The sequence below is a fragment of the Shewanella pneumatophori genome, assembly GCF_023283895.1.
In the GTDB taxonomy this organism is placed as follows: Bacteria; Pseudomonadota; Gammaproteobacteria; order Enterobacterales; family Shewanellaceae; genus Shewanella; species Shewanella pneumatophori.
Map to the genome: position 1 here is coordinate 1 of NZ_JAKILB010000003.1, position 22,291 is coordinate 22,291.

General features: G+C 44.8%; 18 protein-coding genes and 1 rRNA gene. 1 reads left to right on the plus strand and 18 read right to left on the minus strand.

Features of this window, described 5'->3' with window-relative positions; genetic code table 11:
* The 3 genes from L2740_RS05350 to L2740_RS05360 form a co-directional block, all read right to left on the minus strand.
* Positions 1-104 (minus strand): 16S ribosomal RNA (locus tag L2740_RS05350); the annotation flags it as partial.
* 903 nt (positions 105-1,007) lie between these two features.
* Entirely contained in the window at positions 1,008-3,731 is a 2,724-nt protein-coding gene (gene secA, locus L2740_RS05355; protein ID WP_248949391.1) for a preprotein translocase subunit SecA, read from the minus strand.
* Between the two features lie 60 nt (positions 3,732-3,791).
* The gene (locus L2740_RS05360) at positions 3,792-4,691 is read right to left on the minus strand and encodes a M23 family metallopeptidase (RefSeq protein WP_248949087.1); all 900 of its coding nucleotides are present in this window, start codon (positions 4,689-4,691) and stop codon (positions 3,792-3,794) included.
* A 27-nt stretch (positions 4,692-4,718) separates the two neighbouring features.
* On the opposite strand from L2740_RS05360, the gene L2740_RS05365 reads away from it, so the two are divergent.
* On the plus strand, positions 4,719-5,171 hold the full coding sequence (locus tag L2740_RS05365) for a DUF721 domain-containing protein (RefSeq protein ID WP_248471906.1): 453 nt from the start codon (positions 4,719-4,721) through the stop codon (positions 5,169-5,171).
* Positions 5,172-5,178: 7 nt separating this feature from the next.
* Here L2740_RS05365 and lpxC read toward each other — a convergent pair whose 3' ends face one another.
* From lpxC to mraZ, 15 genes are all read right to left on the minus strand, one after another.
* Positions 5,179-6,099, minus strand: coding sequence for a UDP-3-O-acyl-N-acetylglucosamine deacetylase (gene lpxC / locus L2740_RS05370; RefSeq protein WP_220769534.1), 921 nt, complete (start codon positions 6,097-6,099; stop codon positions 5,179-5,181).
* Between the two features lie 177 nt (positions 6,100-6,276).
* The gene (gene ftsZ, locus L2740_RS05375; protein ID WP_248471905.1) at positions 6,277-7,464 is read right to left on the minus strand and encodes a cell division protein FtsZ; all 1,188 of its coding nucleotides are present in this window, start codon (positions 7,462-7,464) and stop codon (positions 6,277-6,279) included.
* A gap of 31 nt (positions 7,465-7,495) precedes the next feature.
* The gene (gene ftsA, locus L2740_RS05380; protein ID WP_248949088.1) at positions 7,496-8,731 is read right to left on the minus strand and encodes a cell division protein FtsA; all 1,236 of its coding nucleotides are present in this window, start codon (positions 8,729-8,731) and stop codon (positions 7,496-7,498) included.
* Positions 8,731-9,498, minus strand: a complete 768-nt coding sequence (locus L2740_RS05385) for a cell division protein FtsQ/DivIB (protein WP_248949089.1) — start codon at positions 9,496-9,498, stop codon at positions 8,731-8,733. The genes ftsA and L2740_RS05385 overlap by 1 nt, the downstream gene beginning before the upstream one ends.
* A 105-nt stretch (positions 9,499-9,603) precedes the next feature.
* A complete protein-coding gene (gene murC / locus L2740_RS05390) occupies positions 9,604-11,061 on the minus strand; it encodes a UDP-N-acetylmuramate--L-alanine ligase (RefSeq protein WP_248949090.1) in 1,458 nt (485 codons plus the stop codon).
* A 1-nt stretch (position 11,062) separates the two neighbouring features.
* Positions 11,063-12,160, minus strand: a complete 1,098-nt coding sequence (murG, locus tag L2740_RS05395) for an undecaprenyldiphospho-muramoylpentapeptide beta-N-acetylglucosaminyltransferase (protein ID WP_248949091.1) — start codon at positions 12,158-12,160, stop codon at positions 11,063-11,065.
* Positions 12,161-12,171: 11 nt separating this feature from the next.
* Positions 12,172-13,389 carry a cell division protein FtsW gene (gene ftsW, locus L2740_RS05400; RefSeq protein WP_248949092.1) on the minus strand — a complete coding sequence of 406 codons (1,218 nt, stop codon included), beginning with the start codon at positions 13,387-13,389 and terminating at the stop codon, positions 12,172-12,174.
* Positions 13,379-14,698: a UDP-N-acetylmuramoyl-L-alanine--D-glutamate ligase gene (gene murD / locus L2740_RS05405; RefSeq protein ID WP_248949093.1), complete on the minus strand. Its 1,320-nt coding sequence runs from the start codon at positions 14,696-14,698 to the stop codon at positions 13,379-13,381. Before murD ends, ftsW begins: the two co-directional genes overlap by 11 nt.
* Before the next feature lie 54 nt (positions 14,699-14,752).
* On the minus strand, positions 14,753-15,835 hold the full coding sequence (gene mraY, locus L2740_RS05410; protein WP_248471898.1) for a phospho-N-acetylmuramoyl-pentapeptide-transferase: 1,083 nt from the start codon (positions 15,833-15,835) through the stop codon (positions 14,753-14,755).
* Complete coding sequence (locus L2740_RS05415; protein ID WP_248949094.1) at positions 15,835-17,214, minus strand: UDP-N-acetylmuramoyl-tripeptide--D-alanyl-D-alanine ligase; 1,380 nt, start codon at positions 17,212-17,214, stop codon at positions 15,835-15,837. The genes mraY and L2740_RS05415 overlap by 1 nt, the downstream gene beginning before the upstream one ends.
* The gene (gene murE / locus L2740_RS05420; protein ID WP_248949095.1) at positions 17,211-18,680 is read right to left on the minus strand and encodes a UDP-N-acetylmuramoyl-L-alanyl-D-glutamate--2,6-diaminopimelate ligase; all 1,470 of its coding nucleotides are present in this window, start codon (positions 18,678-18,680) and stop codon (positions 17,211-17,213) included. Before murE ends, L2740_RS05415 begins: the two co-directional genes overlap by 4 nt.
* Positions 18,677-20,413, minus strand: a complete 1,737-nt coding sequence (locus L2740_RS05425; RefSeq protein ID WP_248471894.1) for a peptidoglycan D,D-transpeptidase FtsI family protein — start codon at positions 20,411-20,413, stop codon at positions 18,677-18,679. Before L2740_RS05425 ends, murE begins: the two co-directional genes overlap by 4 nt.
* Positions 20,410-20,724: a cell division protein FtsL gene (gene ftsL / locus L2740_RS05430; protein WP_248471892.1), complete on the minus strand. Its 315-nt coding sequence runs from the start codon at positions 20,722-20,724 to the stop codon at positions 20,410-20,412. The genes L2740_RS05425 and ftsL overlap by 4 nt, the downstream gene beginning before the upstream one ends.
* Before the next feature lie 8 nt (positions 20,725-20,732).
* A complete protein-coding gene (gene rsmH, locus L2740_RS05435; protein WP_248949096.1) occupies positions 20,733-21,689 on the minus strand; it encodes a 16S rRNA (cytosine(1402)-N(4))-methyltransferase RsmH in 957 nt (318 codons plus the stop codon).
* A 29-nt stretch (positions 21,690-21,718) separates the two neighbouring features.
* The gene (mraZ, locus tag L2740_RS05440) at positions 21,719-22,177 is read right to left on the minus strand and encodes a division/cell wall cluster transcriptional repressor MraZ (protein ID WP_248471889.1); all 459 of its coding nucleotides are present in this window, start codon (positions 22,175-22,177) and stop codon (positions 21,719-21,721) included.
* Between the last annotated feature and the right edge of the window lie 114 nt (positions 22,178-22,291).

A 22,291-nucleotide genomic window follows, 5' to 3' on the forward strand; every position in this document is an offset into this window, starting at 1 on the left:
CGCTCGTCACCTCAGGAGCAAGCTCCCTTGTGTTACCGCTCGACTTGCATGTGTTAGGCCTGCCGCCAGCGTTCAATCTGAGCCATGATCAAACTCTTCAATTAAAGTTTTGTTTGCTTCATCCACCTTACAAGTAAGGAGAAATCAGCGGCTCAACGAATTCTGTGATTTGTTTCCACTTTAAAAAGTGAAATCAAACTTTTTTCATATTGCTATGAACACTCATTCATTAAGTAAATTTTTGACTGCATCAAAAGAGGCAGTTTCGAATAACTTAATCTCTGTGAGTGCCCACACAGATTTGCTTGTCATATTGTTAAAGAGCGTGAAGCCATCTTTCATGCTTCGCCTTAGACGCTTAGGTCGTTTGGCTGAGGAGGCGTATTCTACACTTCCTGATGTTGGCGTCAAGCGCTTATTTTAAGAAGTTTTTCAAGCGATGATTTCTTAATCAGAAGTCATTGCGTGAAGCTCTTAAACCGCTTGTCACCAGAGTTATCGTCCCGAAGTAGTTAACTCACTAACTCGTGCTGCTTGGCTTGTTGCCTGCTGCGCCGTGTCAGTGGGGTCGCATTATAGGGAGATTCGAAAAGAGCGCAAGCGCTTTTTTCGAAATAATTCATCTTTTTTCACTGTTTTTATTTAGGCACAACTTAGCCACTAGTTACCCTCAGACTTATCCACAAAACGCTTGCGCAACGCTGCTTTTATGTTCGATAACGATTATCCCTACATGCTAGCAGACAGCTCTATTTACCTCAGCATGTTATTGGTAACACTGCTATATAGGTATTAGGTATTAGGTATTAGGTATTATCGACTTTCTTTTGCAAGCTTTGCCGCAATCAACCATCCGTAGGTCTTCATGAATTTTCCCTCTTTAACAACGATAAATTTGCTAGCTAGTCCTGCTACATGATTTAACCCTGTTAAGGAGGCAATAAAAAAGGGTGACTCAATGAGTCACCCTTTTTTATAAACTATACCTGTAACTAATAACTTTATATTTAGCTCAGTTTACCGTGGCATTGTTTGTACTTTTTACCTGAACCACATGGGCATGGATCATTACGGCCAACTTTTTCACCTTCGCGAACGGTTGGCTGAGTTGCCGCTAGTGCAGCACTTTCTTCTGCACCAACTAATGCTTCAGCTTCTGCATGTTGATAATCACGACGGATCTTTGCATCTTCTTGACGACGACGCTCTTCCATCTCTTCAACATCTGATTGTGCTTGCACTTGTACTTTAGACAACACACTAATTACATCGTGCTTTAATGACTCAAGCATTTGCTGGAATAGCTCAAATGACTCACGCTTATATTCCTGCTTTGGATTCTTTTGTGCGTAACCGCGCAAGTGAATACCTTGGCGTAAGTGGTCCATCGCCGATAAATGTTCTTTCCACAAGCCATCTAGCGTTTGCAGCATTACCGCTTTTTCGAATTGACGTAGTACTTGTTCGCCTACCATCTCTTCTTTGGCTTTGTATGCATTAACCCATGTATCTACAATACGCTCACGGAGTGTTTCTTCATGCAGATCGTCTTCTTTATCTAACCATTCTTGGATAGGAAGACTCATTGCGTATTCTTGCTGAAGACGTTTCTCTAGCCCTTCAATATCCCAAAGCTCTTCTACTGACTGGCGTGGAATGTATTGGTCAACTAAACCGTTAACAACATCTTCTTGAATGTTTGTGATAGTGTCTTGAATACTATCGGCATCCATTAACTCATTACGCTGGGCGTAAACCACTTGGCGCTGATCGTTAGCAACATCATCAAACTCAAGTAGCTGCTTACGGATATCGAAGTTACGTGCTTCAACTTTACGTTGTGCGTTTTCGATAGCGCGTGATACCCACGGATGTTCAATCGCTTCACCTTCTTCCATACCTAGCTTCTTCATCATTGATGAAACACGGTCTGAAGCGAAGATGCGCATTAAGCTATCTTCCATAGATAAGTAGAAACGTGAAGAACCCGCATCACCTTGACGACCTGAACGGCCACGTAGCTGATTATCGATACGGCGAGATTCGTGACGCTCTGTACCAAGAATATGTAAACCACCGGCAGCAACAACTTCATCATGACGGATCTTCCAGTCAGCCTTAATTTTGGCTTTCTGCTCATCAGTTGCATTAGCTAAAGCTTCGATTTCCATGTTCCAGTTACCGCCTAACACGATATCTGTACCACGACCAGCCATGTTAGTTGCAACTGTTACCGCACCAGTGCGGCCAGCTTGCGCTACGATGTCTGCTTCGCGTTCGTGGAATTTAGCATTCAAGATCTCATGCGGGATCTTTTCTTTCTTTAATAAGCTATGCAGTAACTCTGATTGTTCAATCGAAACGGTACCAACCAATACTGGTTGACCGCGCTCACGACAACCTACGATATCTTTTACGATAGCAGCATATTTTTCTTCAGCTGTTAGATAAACTAAATCTGCATGGTCTTGACGAACCATAGGACGGTTAGTCGGTACAACTACAGTGTCTAGTCCATAAATATGTTGGAATTCGAATGCTTCGGTGTCAGCTGTCCCCGTCATACCGGCAAGCTTTTCATATTGACGGAAGAAGTTCTGGAATGTAATTGACGCTAAAGTTTGGTTTTCATTTTGGATATGAACACCTTCTTTAGCCTCTACAGCTTGGTGTAGACCTTCAGACCAACGACGACCAGGCATTGTACGGCCAGTGTGTTCATCAACAATAACCACTTCGTTGTCTTGAACAATATAGTCGACGTCTTTCTCAAATAGTGTATGTGCACGAAGTGCTGCATTCACATGATGTAATAAAGAGATATTGGCTGCTGAGTACAATGAATCGCCTTCAGCTAACATACCGCGTTCAGTCAATAGCACTTCGACCTTTTCTTGGCCGCGTTCAGTCATATGAACTTGCTTTGATTTTTCATCAACAGAGTAGTCGCCTTCGCCAACAAACTCTTCTGTATCTTCTTTCTCTTGAGCAACTAGATTAGGGATCAGCGTATTGATCTTAATGTATAGCTCGGAGCTATCTTCAGCAGCACCAGAAATAATTAACGGAGTACGTGCTTCATCGATAAGAATCGAGTCGACTTCGTCGATTAGGGCATAGTGAAGTGGACGTTGTACGCGCTCAGCAGGTGAGAACGCCATATTGTCTCGTAGGTAATCGAAACCAAATTCGTTGTTGGTACCGTAGGTAATATCTGCATCATAAGCTGCTTTCTTTTCTACCTGACCAAGACCTGCAACGTTAATACCAACGGTTAAACCAAGGAATTCAAAAAGAGGACGGTTGTTTTCAGCGTCACGACCCGCTAGATAGTCGTTCACGGTAATAACGTGTACGCCTTTACCGGTTAGACCATTTAGATAAGCTGGCAGAGTTGCCGTTAATGTTTTACCTTCACCGGTACGCATTTCTGCGATGCGGTTACTATCCAAAATCATACCACCGATAAGCTGAACATCGAAGTGACGCATCTCAAACACACGCTTCGAAGCTTCACGTACCGTAGCAAATGCTTCAGGTAAAACACCTTCTAATGATTCACCACCGTCTAAACGCTCGCGGAAGTGGGCGGTTTTTGCTTTTAATTCTTCATCCGATAGTTTTTCATACTCAGCTTCTAGCGCGTTAATCTTGTTAACGACTTTGCCAAACGCCTTAAGTGTACGATCGTTGCGACTACCAAATACTTTTGTCAGTAATTTACCAAACATCTGAACCACTTCTATGTTATTGGCCAAGTCCCTTTTAGAGCCTGAAAGCCGATTTTACGATTACCCTGCCTTGCGGTAGACATATTTTTGCGGATCTATCTGTTGTCCACCGCGCAACACTTCATAGTGTACATGAGGCCCAGTCGAGCGCCCAGTACTCCCCATAACAGCGATTTTATCGCCTTTAGCGACCACATCGCCCACATTTACTGACAAAGCTTTATTATGACCATAGCGTGTACTTAGACCATTTCCATGATCAATTTCTACTAAATTACCATAGCCAAACATCTTGTCCGCCCATGTAACTACGCCACCTGCTGTCGCGATTACATCGACGCCCTCTTTACCGGCAAAGTCGATGCCTTTATGCATCGTGCGTTTGCCATTAAAAGGATCATTACGTAAACCGTAGGGCGAGGATAACCAACCTTTTTTAATTGGTCGCCCAGATATATAACGTTCTTCATCTATATGGAGGTTAGATGCTACTGTTTCAAGTAGTGAAAGCTGAACATTATTATTATCTATTCGAGATACCAGCTCATCCATATCGGCAATAAGCTGATCGAGTTCGATGTTAGTACCTAATTCACTGATACCACCCACACCGACTTCTGAAGAGAAATCAAATTGATCTTCTAATTGATTATTTAATGCAACTTGCTGACCCAAGGCTTCTAAGCGCGTGAGTTTAGCTTGCATACGCGCAACGTGGGCAACTAACATCGAAAGCTGAGTTTCAGTCGCACCTTTAAGTGCAATTAACTCATCCTTTTGTGCTTCACGAGCCATGCGCTCGTTATCGATATTAGCTTGTTGCTCTGTAATTTGCTTAGCATTGTGCTGATAAAGACTTGTACCTGCTGCTATAAGCAGGATAGGTAAAAGCAGCCAACGCTTTCCTGGTTGCCAGCGGGTGGCACCATTTCGACCTTGAATAAAAACTGTTACACTCATAGCCTAATTAAGCCATTTTATTATCATATGAAAAAGCCCCCTCAGGATCTCAGTCAATTACTGCATCAGCATGGGACTATGCCCAATTTAGCTGAAAAAGCAGAACTGTTATTACACTTAGATCATTACGTGAAACAAGTGCTAACTGGTCCAGTGACAGAGCAACTAAAAGTTGCCAATTTGCGTCAAGGGATCTTGGTTATTGAAACTACAACGGCTGCTTGGGCGGCAAGAATTAACTTCCAAAAACCCAAAATATTACAAATGCTACAAGCCGAAACGCTACCCATGCTTACCGCAATCGAGGTTAAAGTCAACCCAAGCTTGTTAATGTATCAAACAAAACCCAAAGCTGCTCACAACCTGATTAGTGAAAATGCCGCCGCTCACATAGAAGCATTAGCGGAACATACGGAGGGGACATTAGCGCTAAAACTAAAACGGCTGGCTGCATTAGCCAGCCGTTCAAGGCAATCTTAATTCGCGATTAAGCGAATACAGCACCAGCTGGCACTGAGAAGCTGACTGGTGCGTCGGCTTCTTTTTCAAAGCTCACAATTTCCCAAGCGTCTTGCTGTGCAAGCATGGCACGCACCAACTGATTGTTAAGTGCATGCCCTGTTTTGTATGCGCAAAACTCACCAACAATAGCGTGACCCGCTACATACAAATCACCAAAAGCATCAAGGATCTTGTGCTTAACAAACTCGTCCTCATAACGCAGGCCATCGGGGTTGAGGACGCGATATTCGTCAAGTACAACAGCATTTTCCATGCTGCCGCCTAGTGCAAGATTATTGGCTCTTAGGTACTCGATATCTCGCATAAAACCAAAGGTTCTCGCGCGGCTGATATCTTTAACAAAAGCTGACGATGAAAAATCCATAACCATGTGTTGCTGACTACGTGCAATCTCTGGGTGATTAAAGTCAATAGCGAAATCAACTCTGAAACCTTTAAATGGCTTCAACTCAGCCCACTTGTCGCCGTCTTCAACACGAATTGGCTTAGTGATCTTGATATATTTCTTAGCAGCACTTTGCTCTTGGATACCGACTGATTGCAGTAGGAAAACAAAAGGACTAGCACTGCCATCCATAATTGGAATTTCAGGCGCATCGACTTCGATAACTGCGTTATCAATACCTAAACCAGCCAACGCTGCAAACAAGTGCTCAATAGTTGAAATACGAACACCATCATCGTTAACCAATGCAGTACACATAGTCGTTTCACGCACTTGGTCGGCAACAGCTGGGATCTCAACTGCTGGGGTCAAGTCGGTACGCACTAGCTTAATACCTGTGTTAACTGGCGCGGGCTTAATGATCAAAGTCACCTTGTTGCCGGAATGCAATCCAACACCAGTAGTCTTAACCATTTCTTTGACAGTTCTTTGAAAAATCATGTATTTACCCGTTAATTATCTCAACAAAAAAGCAGCCTCTACTCACTTTTTAAGCGTGCGTAGGCGATGCTGGTCGGATATCTTAGCATATCTTTGCAAATTAACCAAAATTCACTCAGCCTTTAGACAACACATTAGTATTGCCTTATAGCTGTTAACTATTTAGTAACACTAAACTTAGTCAGCTTGCTTACGCAAAAATGCTGGAATATCTAAATAGTCAAGTTCGTTCTTCTTCTCGCTAACCGGTGTAGCAACTTGTGGTTGTACAGCTGGTGCCGTATTACCATGCGACATAGTCGGCGTGATAGCATCTTCAGCAGCGAAGCTCTCTTGACGAGGCTCAGCAGGAACGATTGGCTCTGGGCGTGGAGCAGGCTTAGAAACTAACTGGATGTCAGGCTTCTTTTCAGCGCCAATACCAGTAGCAACAACCGTTACACGTAGCTCGTCAGACATTTCAGGATCGATTACCGCACCAACAACAACTGTTGCATTGTCAGAAGCGTAAGCCTTAACGTGGTTACCTACTGTCTCGAACTCTTCGATGCTCATATCCATACCAGCGGTAATATTTACCAGTACGCCACGAGCGCCAGCGAGATCGATGTCTTCTAGTAGTGGACTTGCAACAGCAGCTTCTGCCGCTTCTTCTGCACGGTCTTCACCACTGGCAACACCAGTACCCATCATGGCATTACCCATTTCAGACATAACGGTTTTCACGTCGGCGAAATCGACGTTGATTAAGCCTGGGCGAGTAATTAGTTCAGCAATACCCTGTACAGCACCAAGTAGTACGTTGTTTGCTGCAGCAAATGCATCAAGTAACGATGTACCACGACCTAGTACTTTAAGTAATTTTTCGTTTGGAATAGTGATCAATGAGTCAACATGCTTAGCAAGTTGCTCAATACCTTGATCTGCGTAGGTCATACGCTTTTTGCCTTCGAATGGGAAAGGCTTAGTTACAACTGCAACTGTCAAAATGCCTTCTTCACGTGCGATCTCAGCAACAACTGGTGCAGCACCAGTACCTGTACCACCGCCCATGCCCGCTGCGATAAAGATCATGTCAGATCCTTTAATCGCATTACGAATGCTTTCTTTATCTTCTTCTGCCGCTAAACGACCGATTTCAGGATTTGCGCCAGCGCCCAAACCTTTGGTCACATCGCGACCTAATTGAATTGTGGTTGATGCAGCAGACTTACGCAGCGCTTGCGCGTCAGTATTTGTTGCCACAAACTCAACACCTTCGATGTTGTGTTTAACCATATGCTCAACGGCATTACCACCGCCGCCACCGACACCGATGACCTTAATCACCGCTTCGTCTGTATGACTATCCATGATCTCAAACATGGTCTTCTCTCCGTTATGCCTGCGTTATTAACTAAAACTCGCCTTTAAACCAGCTTTGGACCCGATTCCAAAGACTGGTGACCCCTTGTCGCTCAGGACGTTCGAACTCACGTTCAATCACCATACGCGCACCAAAGTGAAGCAGCCCGACTCCAGTAGAGTAAATAGGCTGATCCACATATTCGTGTAATCCTTTTACTGGCAACGGCAGTGCCATTCTTACTGGCATACCAAATGTTGCCTCAGCGATATCTACAGCACCCTCAATTGATGCTGTACCGCCGGTAATGACTATACCTGCCGCAATTTGATCTTCTAAGCCGCTCTCTTGTAGCTGCTTTAAGATCAGTTCAAACAACTCTTGGTATCTTGGCTCAACAACCTCAGCTAGCGTATGACGTGACATACTACGTGAAGGGCGACCACCAACTGATGGCACTTCAATACTCTCTTCACGGCTAACCATTGAGCTACGTGCACTTGCGTGCTGCACTTTAATCTGCTCTGCATGAGACAAAGGCGTACGGAAAATTTTAGCGATATCGTTAGTCACTTGATTACCCGCGACCGGTACAACTGCACAGTGGCGCAACGCACCGTTGGTGTATACCGCGATATCTGTAGTACCGCCGCCAATATCAACTAAACAAACACCTAAATCTTTTTCGTCATGAGTCAATACTGAATCTGCTGAAGCGATGGCTGAGAACACCAAGCCATCAACTTTTAAGCCGCAGCGCTCAACACTTTTAGTGATGTTCTTAGCCATATCATTGGCACAAGTCACGATATGGACTTTCGCTTCCATACGCATACCAGACATACCAATTGGGCTCTTAATGCCGTCTTGTACATCAATGGCATATTCTTGTGGTAACACATGCAAAATACGGCGCTCTGTTGGGATCTTTACCGAACGTGCCGTATGAATAACGTTATCAACATCTTCCTGTGTTACTTCTTCATCGTTAATCGACACCATGCCATTTTCATTTTGGCATTCGATATGTTTACCTGAAATACTCAAGTAAACCGAAGAAACTTGGCAGTCAGCCATTAGCTCTGCTTGATCTAGCGCTCTTTGCACACTGCGCACGATAGAGTCGAGGTCATTAACGCCGCCCTTATCCATGCCTCTTGAAGGATGGTTTCCAAGGCCAACAATACTGATCTCACCGTCCGGCAACACTTCACCAATGATCACAGCGACTTTTGATGTCCCTATGTCCAATCCCACGATCAGATTTCTATCTAGATTCTTGGTCATTAATTAACGGCTCTCTTTTGTGCATCATCCCAACCTACGGCCAAACCTGTGTCGTAGCGCAAATCCACGGTGGCTACCTGTTTATCTTGCTGTGCAAGTTTTGGATAGACGTGGATAAATCTTTGTACCCTTGCCATCTTGTCTTCTCTGCCAAGCTCTAGCCTTATGCCATTATTGAGCTCTGCATGCCAAGCATGTCGCGGGCTTAAGCTTAAACTTTGTAAGTTAAAGCCATTAATTCTTAGTAATTCACCAAGCTGTTGGTAAGTAGTTAGTACCGACTTACCCTGCTCTTCAGGCCCGGTCAAGAAAGGTAAATTAGGTATACCTTCTTTTATTGGCGCATCAAATACTTCGCCATAAATATTGAGCCAAGCATCACCATTCCAATGTGCAACTGGTTTTTGTTCAACCAAATATATCTTTAATTTGGCCGGCCACTCTCGGCGCACTGAAGCTTGATAAACCCAAGGTAAAGCTTCTAAAGCATCTTGCACTTGATTGACGTCCGCTGAAAAAAAGCTTCTTTCCATCAAGTCTTGCAGCGCAACTTGGATTTCACTGTCTTCGGTATAAAGTCGCTCACCTTTGACCGCAACGGCTTCAATTGGCAAGGCATCAGCGTCATTTAGCACCGTATCTAGTTTCATCGCCACCATAGCGAACCCAACTAAAACACATAGCAAAAACACTACGCCAAAGCACAAATACCAATCGGCTTGCAAAAGCAAAACTCGTACACGCTGACCTTTCTCGCGCCAAGACACCTTTAGGCTTCCTTTTGCAACCGCAAACTCAGAAAATCGGCCATTATATAGCCCTTATTCCAAGCGTCAAAATTTGATGAGTAAATTAAGCTAATTGGCTCTAAATTACACATTTTTTGTATCATCAAAGCCAAGATTTGACTCAGCTAAGCTTCGCGAGATCATGCCAATATTACCTGCCCCTTGAGTTAACAAAAGATCGCCATTTTGCAAAATCTCAGGTAACAAGGTTTCAAGTTGCTCGCTACTTGCCACGAATACTGGCTCAACTTGGCCCCGTACACGAATAGAGCGACAAAGTGCTCGGCTATCAGCTCCCGGAATCGCCGCTTCACCAGCAGAATAAACATCTAGCATCAGCAGGCAATCAACTTGAGATAACACTTCAACAAAGTCTTCGTATAAATCACGGGTACGGCTATAGCGATGTGGCTGATAAATCATGACTAGACGACGCTCTGGCCACCCAAGTCTTGCAGCCTTTATCGTGGCAGCCACTTCACTTGGGTGATGACCATAATCATCAACTAATTTGATTTCACCTTTAGCAGTACTGAACTCACCGATTTGCTGAAAACGGCGACCAATACCTTGGAACTCAGCTAACGCCTTGATAATCGCTTCATCAGCAATTTCATCTTCTGTCGCAACCGCTATCGCTGCAAGTGCGTTTAATACGTTATGCTCACCTGGCAGATTCACTGACAACTCTAAATCATCGATACCTGCACGGCGCACTGTAAATTCACAGCTGTAACCAGTTTGCTTAAAGCTAACTGCTCGCACATCAGCATCTTCACTGAATCCGTAAGTCACCACTCGGCGACCAATGCGTGGCAATAGCTCACGTACAATAGGATCATCAATACAAACAACCGCCACCCCGTAGAATGGTAGATTATGTAAAAAATCAACGAAGGTGGTTTTTAGCTTTTCTAGATCACCTTCATAGGTATCCATATGATCAGCTTCGATATTGGTCACTACACTCACCATAGGTTGTAAGTGCAAGAAACTCGCATCACTCTCATCAGCTTCAGCGATAAGATAGCGGCTATGCCCTAACCTTGCGTTAGTTCCAGCGCTATTTAGCAGGCCACCGATAACAAATGTTGGGTCACGCTCTGCTTGACCATAAACACTGGCGATCAAACTTGTAGTAGTGGTTTTGCCGTGGGTGCCAGCAACGGCAACACCATGGCGGTAGCGCATTAGCTCTGCAAGCATTTCTGCACGACGAACCACTGGAATTCGTAACTCTTTTGCCGCAACAAGTTCGGGATTATCTGCACTAATTGCAGTGGAAACCACAACTACGTCTACGTCCTTTACTTGGCTGGCATCGTGACCTATGTAAATCGTTGCACCAAGTTGTGCCAATCTTTCAGTTACCGCGCTTTCAGCGATATCTGAGCCACTTAATTTGTAACCTTCGTTTACTAATACTTCTGCAATGCCGCCCATACCTGCACCGCCGATCCCGACGAAGTAGATATGCTTTACTCTGCGCATTTCAGGGATCATTGACCTTAGCTGTGAATGCTTTTCTGCTTTATTACTCATTTCAACCCTTCTCAGCTAATCGAATACAGACGTTAGCAACTCTTTGCGTTGCATCTAATATTGCTACGTCTCGAGCTCGTTGGCCCATATTACATAATTCTTGTTTATCTGATGCCAACATCGACAGTTTTGTCATTAACTTGCTGGTATCTACTATTGGCTGCGGCAATAAAAACGCTGCCCCAGCATTAACTAACACTTTTGCGTTTTTAGTTTGATGATCGTCCACTGCGTGTGGATATGGTACGAGCAAACTTGGCAGACCAACTGCAGCAAGCTCTGATACTGTTAACGCACCTGAACGACACACCACAACATCCGCCCAGCGGTAAGCCGCTTCCATGTCATCAATAAATTCGGCAACACTAACACTGCCGTCTTGGCCTAAACGCTGATATTCAGCTTTAACAGCAGCCAAGTTGTCGCGACCGACTTGGTGCCATACTGTCATCGAGTGAGTCTTACTCACCCCTTCCAATACGCTTGGCATCACATCGTTAAAGATTTTTGCGCCTAAGCTGCCACCAACAACTAAAACTTTTAATGAATCATCGTCACAGGCTTGCTCACGCTTTTCACCCAACGCAATCAGTTCTTTACGAATTGGGTTACCAACTGTTTCAGCTTGTACGTCAGTAAAAGTACCTTCAAAGGCACACAGCACTTGCGATGCAATGCGCGATAATAACTTATTGGTCATGCCGGGAATTGCGTTCTGCTCATGCAATACCAACGGAATGCCGCATAACTTAGCTGCTACGCCACCAGGGCCACTTGCAAAGCCGCCCATTCCCATCACCACATCAGGCTTGAAACTTTTAATAACCGCACGCGCTTGCATGACTGAACGTAAAATTTTAAAAGGCGCAGCTAACTTGCGCATCAATCCATTACCACGAACACCTTTGATATCAATAAAGTCGATATCAAAGCCATGTTGTGGCACCAACCGTGCTTCCATTCGCTCAGCGGTTCCTAACCAACGAACCTTCCAGCCTTGCTGGCTTAAATATTTGGCAACTGCTAACGCAGGGAATACATGACCACCAGTACCACCGGCCATGATTAATATGCGTTTTTCTTCAGTTTGGTTAGTCATTGTTTCACTCATTATTTACCTGCACGGCCATCTACGGCCTGGGTGACACTTAATCGTCGCTCATAGTCGATACGGATCAGCAACATCACAGCCGCCGTCATAACCCATAAACTACTACCACCATAACTAATAAATGGCAGTGTTAATCCTTTTGTTGGCAACATACCAATACTGGCGCCAACATTAACCACGGTTTGAAAACAAATCCAAATACCTATGCCGTATGCTAAGTAGCCTTCAAAAGCGCGATCTAACACTAAACACATATTACCGAGTTTGATTGCTCTCAATGCCACAAATAACAGCACTGCAAGTACAGCTATAATGCCTATAAACCCTAGTTCTTCACCAATCACGGCAAAGATAAAGTCGGTATGCGCTTCTGGCAAGTACTCCAACTTCTGAATACTGTTACCTAACCCTTGACCAAACCAGTCACCTCGGCCATAAGCCATTAATGATTGAGTTAGCTGATAACCACTACCAAACGGATCTTGCCACGGGTCTAGAAACGACGTCACTCGACGCATCCGGTAAGGCTCTAATAGCACCAAAGCTACGAACGCTAAAATCCCTGCCAAAATCAAAGCAAAGAAATCAAATAAACGCGCACCAGCTAAAAACAGCAACCCCACAGTGCCAACAAAAAGCACAACCACTGTACCTAAGTCAGGTTGAGCCAAAATTAACACCGCATAAACGGCAAATACTGCAATAGGCTTATAAAAGCCTTTGGCGTTTTCTCTTATCTCTTGATGCCGACGAACTAAGTAACCCGCCATATAAATCGCAAATGCAAACTTAGCGATCTCGGCAACCTGAATACGAATAGGCCCAATTGATAACCAACGCGTAGCGCCATTTACAGTGGTACCAACCAGCAATACAGCAAGCAGCATCAAGCCAACAACCAGCAGCAACAAAGGGCTAAACCGCTGCCAATGTCGCATTTCAATCTGCAGTACCACACCGGCAATCAGTACACAGCCAACCAGATAAGCACCGTGACGCCAAACAAAATGAAACGGATTACCGGTTAAGGTTTGTGCTTCTGGCATAGAAGCTGACATCACCATCACAAAACCGAAGCTAATCAGTGCCAGCACAGCAAACAGTAATGACCTATCGTACAAATGCTTGCTTGGGGTAATGCTGTCGTTAAACAAATTTGGCATTGGCCATTTAAAGCGCTCGCCAAAAAAACTCAACAGCTTTGCCTTACTCGCCATCAAAGGCTACTACCAAGCTACGAAACTCTTCTCCACGCGCCATATAGTTAGGATACATATCTAAACTGGCACAAGCTGGCGACAAGATAACAATATCGCCCGCAGTCGCTAACTCACGCCCTACAGCAACGGCCTCAGCTAAAGTTGCGACTTTTATTGAATCAGGTTTTAATGCCGCAATTTTATCGCCATCTCTGCCTAAAGTGATTAGCTTACTCACTTTTGCAAGCACTGGCTCAAGGCTGGATAAGTCAGCGCCTTTACTATCTCCACCTGCAATTAGAATGAGTTCTCCTAAGTGATCACTCAGCCCATCAATAGCAGCAACGGTTGCGCCTACATTGGTCGCTTTAGAGTCATTGATATAGGTAACACCATCGACTTCAGCTACCGTCTCACAACGATGCTCTAAACCATTGAACTCTTTAGCAACTGCAATTTGATCATCACGCTTTATACCAATCGCAGTGGTTAACGCCATAGCAGCCAAAACGTTGGCGTGGTTATGGCTGCCTACTAGCGCTACATCATTCACTGACATAATAGGGCTACTACCTAACACCAACATGCCACCGGCAATCCCCCAGGCATCATCACTTGGCACATCTAAGCCAAAACTATTTTGATTAGCCGGGTGATTAGGTGTTGTTAATGGATCTTCACGGTTGAATAGCACCATCTTGGTCTGATCATAAAGCTTCAATTTAGCTTGCCGATATGACTCAATATCACTGTAACGATCCATATGATCTTCACTGATATTTAAGCAAGTTGCGATAGCACAATTTAGGCTATGAGTAGTTTCTAATTGAAAACTAGATAACTCTAGGATGTATAGATCTTTAGGCTCAAGCAATAGGTCTAATGCTGGCACACCAATGTTACCGCCAACAGCATAACTACAACCGCTCGCCTTAGCGATTTCACCGACTAAAGTGGTCACAGTAGTTTTACCATTTGAACCAGTAATACCAATCACCTTAGCGTCAGTCTTACTCACTTCTCTTGCAAATAGTTCAACATCACCAATCACCTCGATCCCCATATCAAAGGCAACTCGTACCTCTGGGGTTTCGCAGGCGATACCTGGACTAATAACGATTTGCTCGGCTTGCACCAAATAACGGCAATCGAAACCACCGGCAATTAACTCAACTTGTGGAAATTCAGCCGCCAATACGTCTGCGCCTGGAGGCACAGCTCGGCTATCCATCACCAACGGGGTGATACCTTGCCCACACAGGTAACGCACAACAGACAATCCCGTTGCACCTAAACCTAATACTATGTGTGAATACTGCTGCGCCATATCAGACCTATTTCAATTCAGTTAATATCTGTTTGCTGTAATTAATTAGACGTATTATCTAAGCTTCAGTGTTGCTAAGCCAAGTAGGACTAGGAACAGTGAAATAATCCAAAAACGTACAATCACTCGAGGTTCAGGCCAGCCTTTCAACTCGTAATGATGATGAATCGGTGCCATACGGAAAATACGTTGCCCACGTAACTTGTATGAGCCGACTTGCAAGATCACCGACACTGTTTCCATTACAAAAACACCGCCCATAATCACTAGCAAAATCTCTTGACGAACCAATACTGCAATTGCACCTAGCGCCGCACCTAATGCTAAAGAACCGACATCGCCCATAAATACTTGCGCAGGGTAAGTGTTAAACCACAAGAAGCCTAGTCCCGCGCCGACAATTGCAGTACACACGATCACTAACTCGCCCGCACCCGGCAAATAAGGTAAGTGCAAATAGTTAGCAAACTGCACGTGACCTGAAAGGTACGCAATTAATGCAAATGCTGCTGCAACCATAACGGTTGGCATAATCGCTAGGCCATCAAGACCGTCTGTAAGGTTTACCGCATTACTTGAGCCAACAATCGTGAAGTACACCAATACAATAAAGAAGCCACCTAACTGCGGCATAATATCCTTAAAGAACGGTACAACTAATTGCGTTTCACCTGGGCTTTGCGCCGACGCATACAGATACACAGCGATTGCTAATGCGGCAGCTGATTGCCAAAAGTACTTCCAGCGAGCAATCAGACCTTTAGTATCTTTACGCACAACTTTACGGTAATCATCAATAAAGCCAATTAAGCCGAAACTACCTAAAACAAATAGTACGACCCAAACGTAACGGCTACCAAGATCGCCCCATAGCAATACACTGATAAATACACCGGCAAGGATCAGTATGCCTCCCATAGTAGGCGTACCGCGTTTACTAAAGTGTGATTCAGGGCCGTCATTACGAACAACTTGGCCAATTTGCATTAGCTGCAAACGCTCAATCATCTTTGGCCCTAGCCAAAGACTTAATACCATTGCCGTCATCAAGCCTAAAATCGCTCGAAACGTCACATACGAAAATACGTTAAACCCACTGTAAAATTGGGTTAAATACTCAGCCAGGTAAACCAGCATTAAACAAACTCCCCGCGACCAAAGGCCATTGTTAAAGCTTCAACTACACGTTCCATTCTCGCGCTGCGAGAACCTTTGACCAACACAGTAACCTCTGCTGGTAAACCATTAATATATTGAATCAGTCCTGCAACTAACTCATCGATATCATGGTAATGTTTGGAGCCAAAAGCGTGACTAGCACCTTCACTCAACGTACCTAGACAAAACAGCGCATTTACACCTTTTGTTTTAGCTAATTCGCCAAGCTGACAATGCAAAAGGGCGGCATTGTCGCCTAATTCACCTAAATCGCCCAGTACTAAACAGCGATTTCCTTTAATTTCTTGAAGCCAGTCAATTGCTGCTCCTACAGAAGCGGGATTAGCGTTATAACTATCGTCAATCACTGTCACTCGCCCCAGCTGACTCGGTAACATACGTCCTTTTACCGGCTGCAGTAGACTAAGTCCCTGACAAATATCGGCCAATGACAGCCCTAACGCTAAACACATGCTAGTAGCAGCCAGTGCATTAGACACTTGATGGCGCCCAGCTAGCGGTAAATGAACTTGCAAAGATTCGGTCGCAGTACAAAGGCTAAAACCATAGCGACCGTATGCATCAGCAACTAGGTCAGTTGCAAATACATCGAGATGCTTTGAATCATTAGTTTTAACCCCAAAGCAGAGCTGTTTGAGGTGACTAGACGCTTTTAACATGAAATCAGCAAAGCTATCGTCAGCGTTAATTACCGCGGTACCATCAGCGCTGATATGATTAAAAATCTCAGACTTCGCTTTGGCGACCCCTTCTAAAGAGCCAAACCCTTCAAGATGTGCAGAGGCAACATTGTTAACCATTGCCACTCTCGGCTTAACTAGGCTTGAGGTGTAATCAATTTCACCAGCGTGATTAGCACCTAGTTCAAATACACCAAACTCATCACCTTGTTGTAATCTGAGTAATGTTAGCGGCACGCCTATTTCATTATTAAAATTACCCGCGGTGTAAAGCACTTGGTGATGCTGCGATAAGATAGTGGCAATCATCTCTTTAACGCTGGTTTTGCCGTTAGAACCAGTTAATGCGATACAGATAGGTGCTATTTGCTCACGTACAAAAACACCAATTTCTCCCATTGCCTTCTGGCTATTCTCAACAAGGATTTGACTCGCCTTAACTGGCAACTCTCGCTCCACTAACAAGGCGTTAGCCCCAGCATCGACAGCCGCTTGCGCAAAGTTATGACCATCAAAATTTTCGCCTTTTAAAGCGACAAACAAGGTTTGATTATCAACCGCTCGGCTATCTGTTGAAACACTGCCGATTTGTAGGTCGTGACCAATTAACTTGCCGTTCAGCCGCGCTGCTAATTGAGCTAAAGAAACGTTAATCATAAGCCACCTTCTGCAATAGCTTTGGTGAAGGCTCTTTCATCGTAATCCAATTTAATACCATTAACTTCTTGATAGGTTTCATGACCTTTTCCAGCAAGTAACACCATATCACCCGACTTAGCCTGAGCTACAATCGTTTGAATCGCGAGCTTACGATCTACTTGGGTCAAAGCTGATTCAGGACGCGTTAGTCCAGCGAGAATGTCATTAATAATGACCTGCGGATCCTCACTGCGACAATTGTCGCTAGTCACCATGACTTTATCGGCAAACCGCTCAGCACTCGCGGCCATCATAGGACGCTTACCTGTATCCCTATCACCACCACAACCAAATAAACACCAAAGCTCACCACGACAATGGACTCGTAGGGCCTTTAATGCTTGCTCAATAGCATCTGGTGTGTGGGCATAATCGACCACCAATGTAACGTCACTTTTTGTAGTAAAGCGTTCCATGCGCCCGGCCACAGGCTCGAGCTTAGCGGCTAGCGTTACTAACTGCTGCATATCTTCGCCAAGCAGATAAAGTGCGCCCAACGCAGCAATTAGGTTGGCTAAATTAAAGTCACCTAATAGTGGGGAATCTAGCTTAGCTTCACCTTCAGGCCACACTAAAGTGCAACACACACCGCCATCGTGGAAATAACAATCTTTGGCATAAATATCCGCGCTTGAATTACCTTTAACGCTGTAGCCTAATAGCTTGTCTGACGACAATTCTGCCAACCATTCACGGCCAACAGCATCATCACAATTAATTAAACCTGCGCGTAAACTGGCGAATTGGAAAAGGCGCTTTTTAGCCGCACCATAAGCGTCCATCGTATGATGATAATCAAGGTGGTCGCGGCTCAAATTAGTAAATACAGCGACATCAAATGGCACTGCTTCAACTCGTCCTTGCACTAAGCCATGACTAGAGACTTCCATCGCACATGTGTCTGCGCCAGCTAGTTCAAACTGCTGTAACTGCTTGATCAAAGTCACCGGATCGGCAGTAGTATTGCCACTATCAACAAGTTGCCCCCAAAGACCATTACCTAGAGTACCCATCACAGCAGTTTGCTTACCTTGCAACAACTGTAATTGCGCCACTAACTGAGTAATAGAGGTTTTACCATTAGTGCCTGTAACACCAACTATTTGTGGTCGAGAAGCGGATAATGGGTACGCCTGTGCAGCAAGTGCTGAGATCTGCCTATTTAGCTGGAAAAACATAATCTGCAAGCCAGCATCCATGACGATTTTTCCGTGTTCATCTGGAGAGTCTGTATGCACCAAAGCTGCTACAGCACCGCTCTCAAACGCTGCGACTAAGAATTTACGGCCGTCCACTTGGTAACCAGGAATGGCAACAAAAAGGTCGCCCACTTCAACAGCTCGACTATCAAGCGTTAAGTTTTGGAAGTTCTCTACTCCCGAATAATGAAACCATGGCGCCAATAAATCTCGTATTAGCATCATTCAACACTCCTAGAATTTGCAGCTAGGCGTACTTTTTCACGATTTGAAATCGGCTCTACGTTAAGCATTTGCAAGGCACCCGACATAACAGCTGCAAAAACTGGTGCAGCAATATCACCACCATAATAGCGATCGCCCTTCGGCTCGTTAACAACCACGGCAATAGCAAGTTTTGGATTATGTACTGGAGCCACGCCGGCAAACAGCGCAACGTAGTCTTCACCATAACCGCCAGCTACCGCTTTACGCGCAGTACCAGTTTTACCTGCAACGGGGTAGCCTTCAATGTGGGCTTTTAGGGCCGTGCCGCCTTTTTCGGTTACACCGACTAGCATCTCCATGACGCTTTGTGCCACTTCAGGCGATAACACCTGTGTACCTTCGGGCTCTTGCTTAAGTTTTAAAATCGAAACCGGATAAAGAACGCCTTTATTGCCTAAAATTGAATACATTCTGGCTAGCTGTAATGGTGTAGCCATTAAGCCGTAACCAAAAGATAAGGTGGCACGTTCAAACTCAGACCATCGGCGACGGTCATGGATAAGACCCGCGCTTTCACCTTCTAAATTAATTCCTGAGTAATTACCTAAGCCCATAGTTTGATAGGCGCCCAATAACTCTTGTACCGGCATAGACAGTGCTATTTTGGTCATACCTACGTTACTTGAGTGCACCAAAATGCCACTTAGGGATAGATCACCGTAGTTACGACCATCGCGAACAATCTTGCCCCCAATGCGCATACGCCCTGGGTTAGTCTTAATGATGTCGTCGACTTTAATCGTGCCAGCCTCAAGGGCTGCAGCTACCACAAATGGTTTAATCGTTGAGCCCGGCTCATAAGAGTCAGTCAGCGCTCGGTTACGCATGCGGTAACTTTGCAAGTTTTCGCGCGAATTAGGGTTGTAAGATGGCGTGTTAGCCATAGCTAGCACTTCACCAGTATGCACATCGAGTACAACAATTGAACCTGATGTAGCCTGATTCACCTCGGTGGCTTTTTTAAGCTCGCGATAAGCTAACTGCTGAATACGTTGGTCGATACTTAGTACTAGATCATTCGGGCTTTCGCCTTCTTGCACCATATCAAGACGCTCAACTACGTGCCCGTCGCGCGACTTACGTACTTTTTGCTTACTTGGGGTACCGGTTAGCCAATCATTGTAGGTGTTTTCAATCCCTTCAATCCCTTTGTCATCGATATTGGTGATACCGACTAGCTGCGCAGAGATCTCGCCTGTTGGGTAATAGCGACGTGATTCAGGTTTTAAGTAAACACCCGGCAATTTAAGCTGTTTAATGTAATCAGCAACGGCTGGCGTAACTTGACGCTTAAGGTAGGTAAAACGTTTACGAGGGTTAGATTGTACCCGCTTAAGAATATCTTCTTTAGGCTCGTGCAATACATCAGCCAACGCTTGCCAGCGGCGCATATCTGCAAAGCCGTTTTTATCGTGTACGACTTTAGGGTCGGCATATACCGCCTTAACTGGCACACTCACAGCAAGCATTTCACCGTTACGGTCGGTGATTAAGCCACGCTGCACCTCACGGCTCGTTGTACGCAATGTGCGCATATCACTTTCGTGGCGTAGCTTTTCAGGCTCAATAATTTGAATATAAGCTGCGCGGCCAATCAAACTGGTAAACATTAGGCAAACAAATCCCACAACAACGTATAAACGCCATTGGATCAGCTGTGGTTTTTGTTTACGCTTGGCCTGTTTACTCATGGCACCCTTACAACAATCTCATTTTTGGGTAACGGACGATTCATATTGAGCTCTTTCGTCGCTATCCGGGTTATTCGGCTATGTTCTGAACGGGATTGCTCTTCAAGTAACAAGTTGCGCCATTCAATATCAAGCCGATCTCTTTCTTGTAATAACTGATCCCACTGACTGGTATATTTACGCCCTTCATGGCTGGTATACACCACCGCAATTGCGTTTAGCATTACTAACAACGCGAGGATCATCACCCATTTGTTCTGCCAAAGGTCTTGCAGCACAATGCGAGTTAGATTCAATTGCGACTTACTCACGTAGACCTCTAAATCGCTTCGGCTTCGTAAGGTAAGCGCTCAGCAACACGCAATACTGAGCTACGTGCTCTAGCATTACGTTCAATCTCTTCTGCTGAAGGCTTAATTGCTTTGCCCACGCCTTTTAATTTGCGCGACTTATTAATCTCAGCTTCAGTAATTGGTAAACCGTGCGGAACGCTTTCGCCCTGACTGTTACGACGGATAAAACGCTTAACCATACGGTCTTCAAGCGAGTGGAAACTAATAACCGATAAGCGGCCTTCAGGTGCTAATACCGTTAGCGCACCTTCTAGTGCTTGGTCAATTTGCTCAAGCTCGCTATTGATATAAATTCGGATGGCCTGAAACACTCGTGTGGCAGGATGCTTATTACGCTCTTTGTTCTTGGTAATGCGAGCAATTAGCTCTGCAAGCTCAGTAGTGCGCAAGAAAGGTGTTTTTTCACGATCGGCAGCAATGCAACGGGCAATATGGCGTGCGTTTTTCTCTTCGCCATAGGTTTTAAATACCCACGCCATATCTTCAATTTCTGCGCGCGCAATCCACTGGGCAGCAGTTTGGCCTTGCGAATTGTCCATACGCATATCTAATGGACCGTCACGTAAAAAACTAAAGCCACGCTCAGCATCATCTAATTGTGGCGACGACACACCAAAATCTAATAACACGCCGTCGATTTGACCTTTAAGACCGAGATCTTCAACGTAATCAGCTAACTGACCAAAGCCGCCATGGACAATTTGGAAACGGCTATCATCTTTAAACTGCTCTGCAGCAGCAATAGCTTGTGGATCACGATCAATGGCGATAAGTCGGCCATTAGGACCCAGCTGCTCAAGCACTTTTCGAGAGTGACCACCACGACCAAATGTGCCATCAATATAGATACCATTTGGTTTAATGTTTAAGCCAGCTACCGTTTCTGTTAGCAGTACTGATAGATGTTCAAATTCTTGTGTCATGGTTGTCTTCTATTTTTAAGTATCACTGGCTACAGTGAAAAATCTGCCAAGCGTTCGTTAGCAGCCAAATCTTCATTAAGAATCGCTGTTCGACTCTGCTCAATCTGTTGTTGCCATGCCGCTTCGTCCCACAACTCAAACTTATTGAGCTGTCCAACTAACATGACTCGTTTGTCTAAGTCGGCATATTGACGTAATGGCGGTGGCAACAGCATACGGCCATTACCATCTAATTCGCATTCATGGGCATAACCAAGCAATAAACGTTTTATTGCTCGTTCGGTAGGTTGTGTATCGGAAAGTAATGCTAGTTTAGCGGCTATCTGCTGCCATTCCTGAATGGGATACAGGAGTAAACAAGCAGATTGGATATCAACAGTAACAACAAGTTGACTATTATGGCAGGCGCTCAGCAGCTCACGGTATCGCTTTGGTATGGCGATCCGTCCTTTGGTATCAAGATTAATAGCGCTTGCCCCAGAAAACACCGTATTGTCATCCCTGCCGTTCTATAAATTATCCACAAATATCCACATTTCCCCACAACAGCTAAGTTTAGGGATAGAACGCAAGACTTGTCAAGGAAAGGCGCTTATTTAAAA

What these genes read in the sequence shown, in the direction of transcription:
- L2740_RS05360 (WP_248949087.1), bottom strand. Translation starts at nt 4,691, where the DNA reads ATGAGTGTAACAGTTTTTATTCAAGGTCGAAATGGTGCCACCCGCTGG.
- L2740_RS05365 (WP_248471906.1), top strand. Translation starts at nt 4,719, where the DNA reads ATGAAAAAGCCCCCTCAGGATCTCAGTCAATTACTGCATCAGCATGGG.
- murD (WP_248949093.1), bottom strand. Translation starts at nt 14,698, where the DNA reads ATGGCGCAGCAGTATTCACACATAGTATTAGGTTTAGGTGCAACGGGA.
- murC (WP_248949090.1), bottom strand. Translation starts at nt 11,061, where the DNA reads ATGAGTAATAAAGCAGAAAAGCATTCACAGCTAAGGTCAATGATCCCT.
- murG (WP_248949091.1), bottom strand. Translation starts at nt 12,160, where the DNA reads ATGACTAACCAAACTGAAGAAAAACGCATATTAATCATGGCCGGTGGT.
- ftsZ (WP_248471905.1), bottom strand. Translation starts at nt 7,464, where the DNA reads ATGTTTGAGATCATGGATAGTCATACAGACGAAGCGGTGATTAAGGTC.
- ftsA (WP_248949088.1), bottom strand. Translation starts at nt 8,731, where the DNA reads ATGACCAAGAATCTAGATAGAAATCTGATCGTGGGATTGGACATAGGG.
- mraY (WP_248471898.1), bottom strand. Translation starts at nt 15,835, where the DNA reads ATGCTGGTTTACCTGGCTGAGTATTTAACCCAATTTTACAGTGGGTTT.
- L2740_RS05425 (WP_248471894.1), bottom strand. Translation starts at nt 20,413, where the DNA reads ATGAGTAAACAGGCCAAGCGTAAACAAAAACCACAGCTGATCCAATGG.
- rsmH (WP_248949096.1), bottom strand. Translation starts at nt 21,689, where the DNA reads ATGACACAAGAATTTGAACATCTATCAGTACTGCTAACAGAAACGGTA.
- lpxC (WP_220769534.1), bottom strand. Translation starts at nt 6,099, where the DNA reads ATGATTTTTCAAAGAACTGTCAAAGAAATGGTTAAGACTACTGGTGTT.
- L2740_RS05415 (WP_248949094.1), bottom strand. Translation starts at nt 17,214, where the DNA reads ATGATTAACGTTTCTTTAGCTCAATTAGCAGCGCGGCTGAACGGCAAG.
- ftsW (WP_248949092.1), bottom strand. Translation starts at nt 13,389, where the DNA reads ATGGCGAGTAAGGCAAAGCTGTTGAGTTTTTTTGGCGAGCGCTTTAAA.
- secA (WP_248949391.1), bottom strand. Translation starts at nt 3,731, where the DNA reads ATGTTTGGTAAATTACTGACAAAAGTATTTGGTAGTCGCAACGATCGT.
- murE (WP_248949095.1), bottom strand. Translation starts at nt 18,680, where the DNA reads ATGATGCTAATACGAGATTTATTGGCGCCATGGTTTCATTATTCGGGA.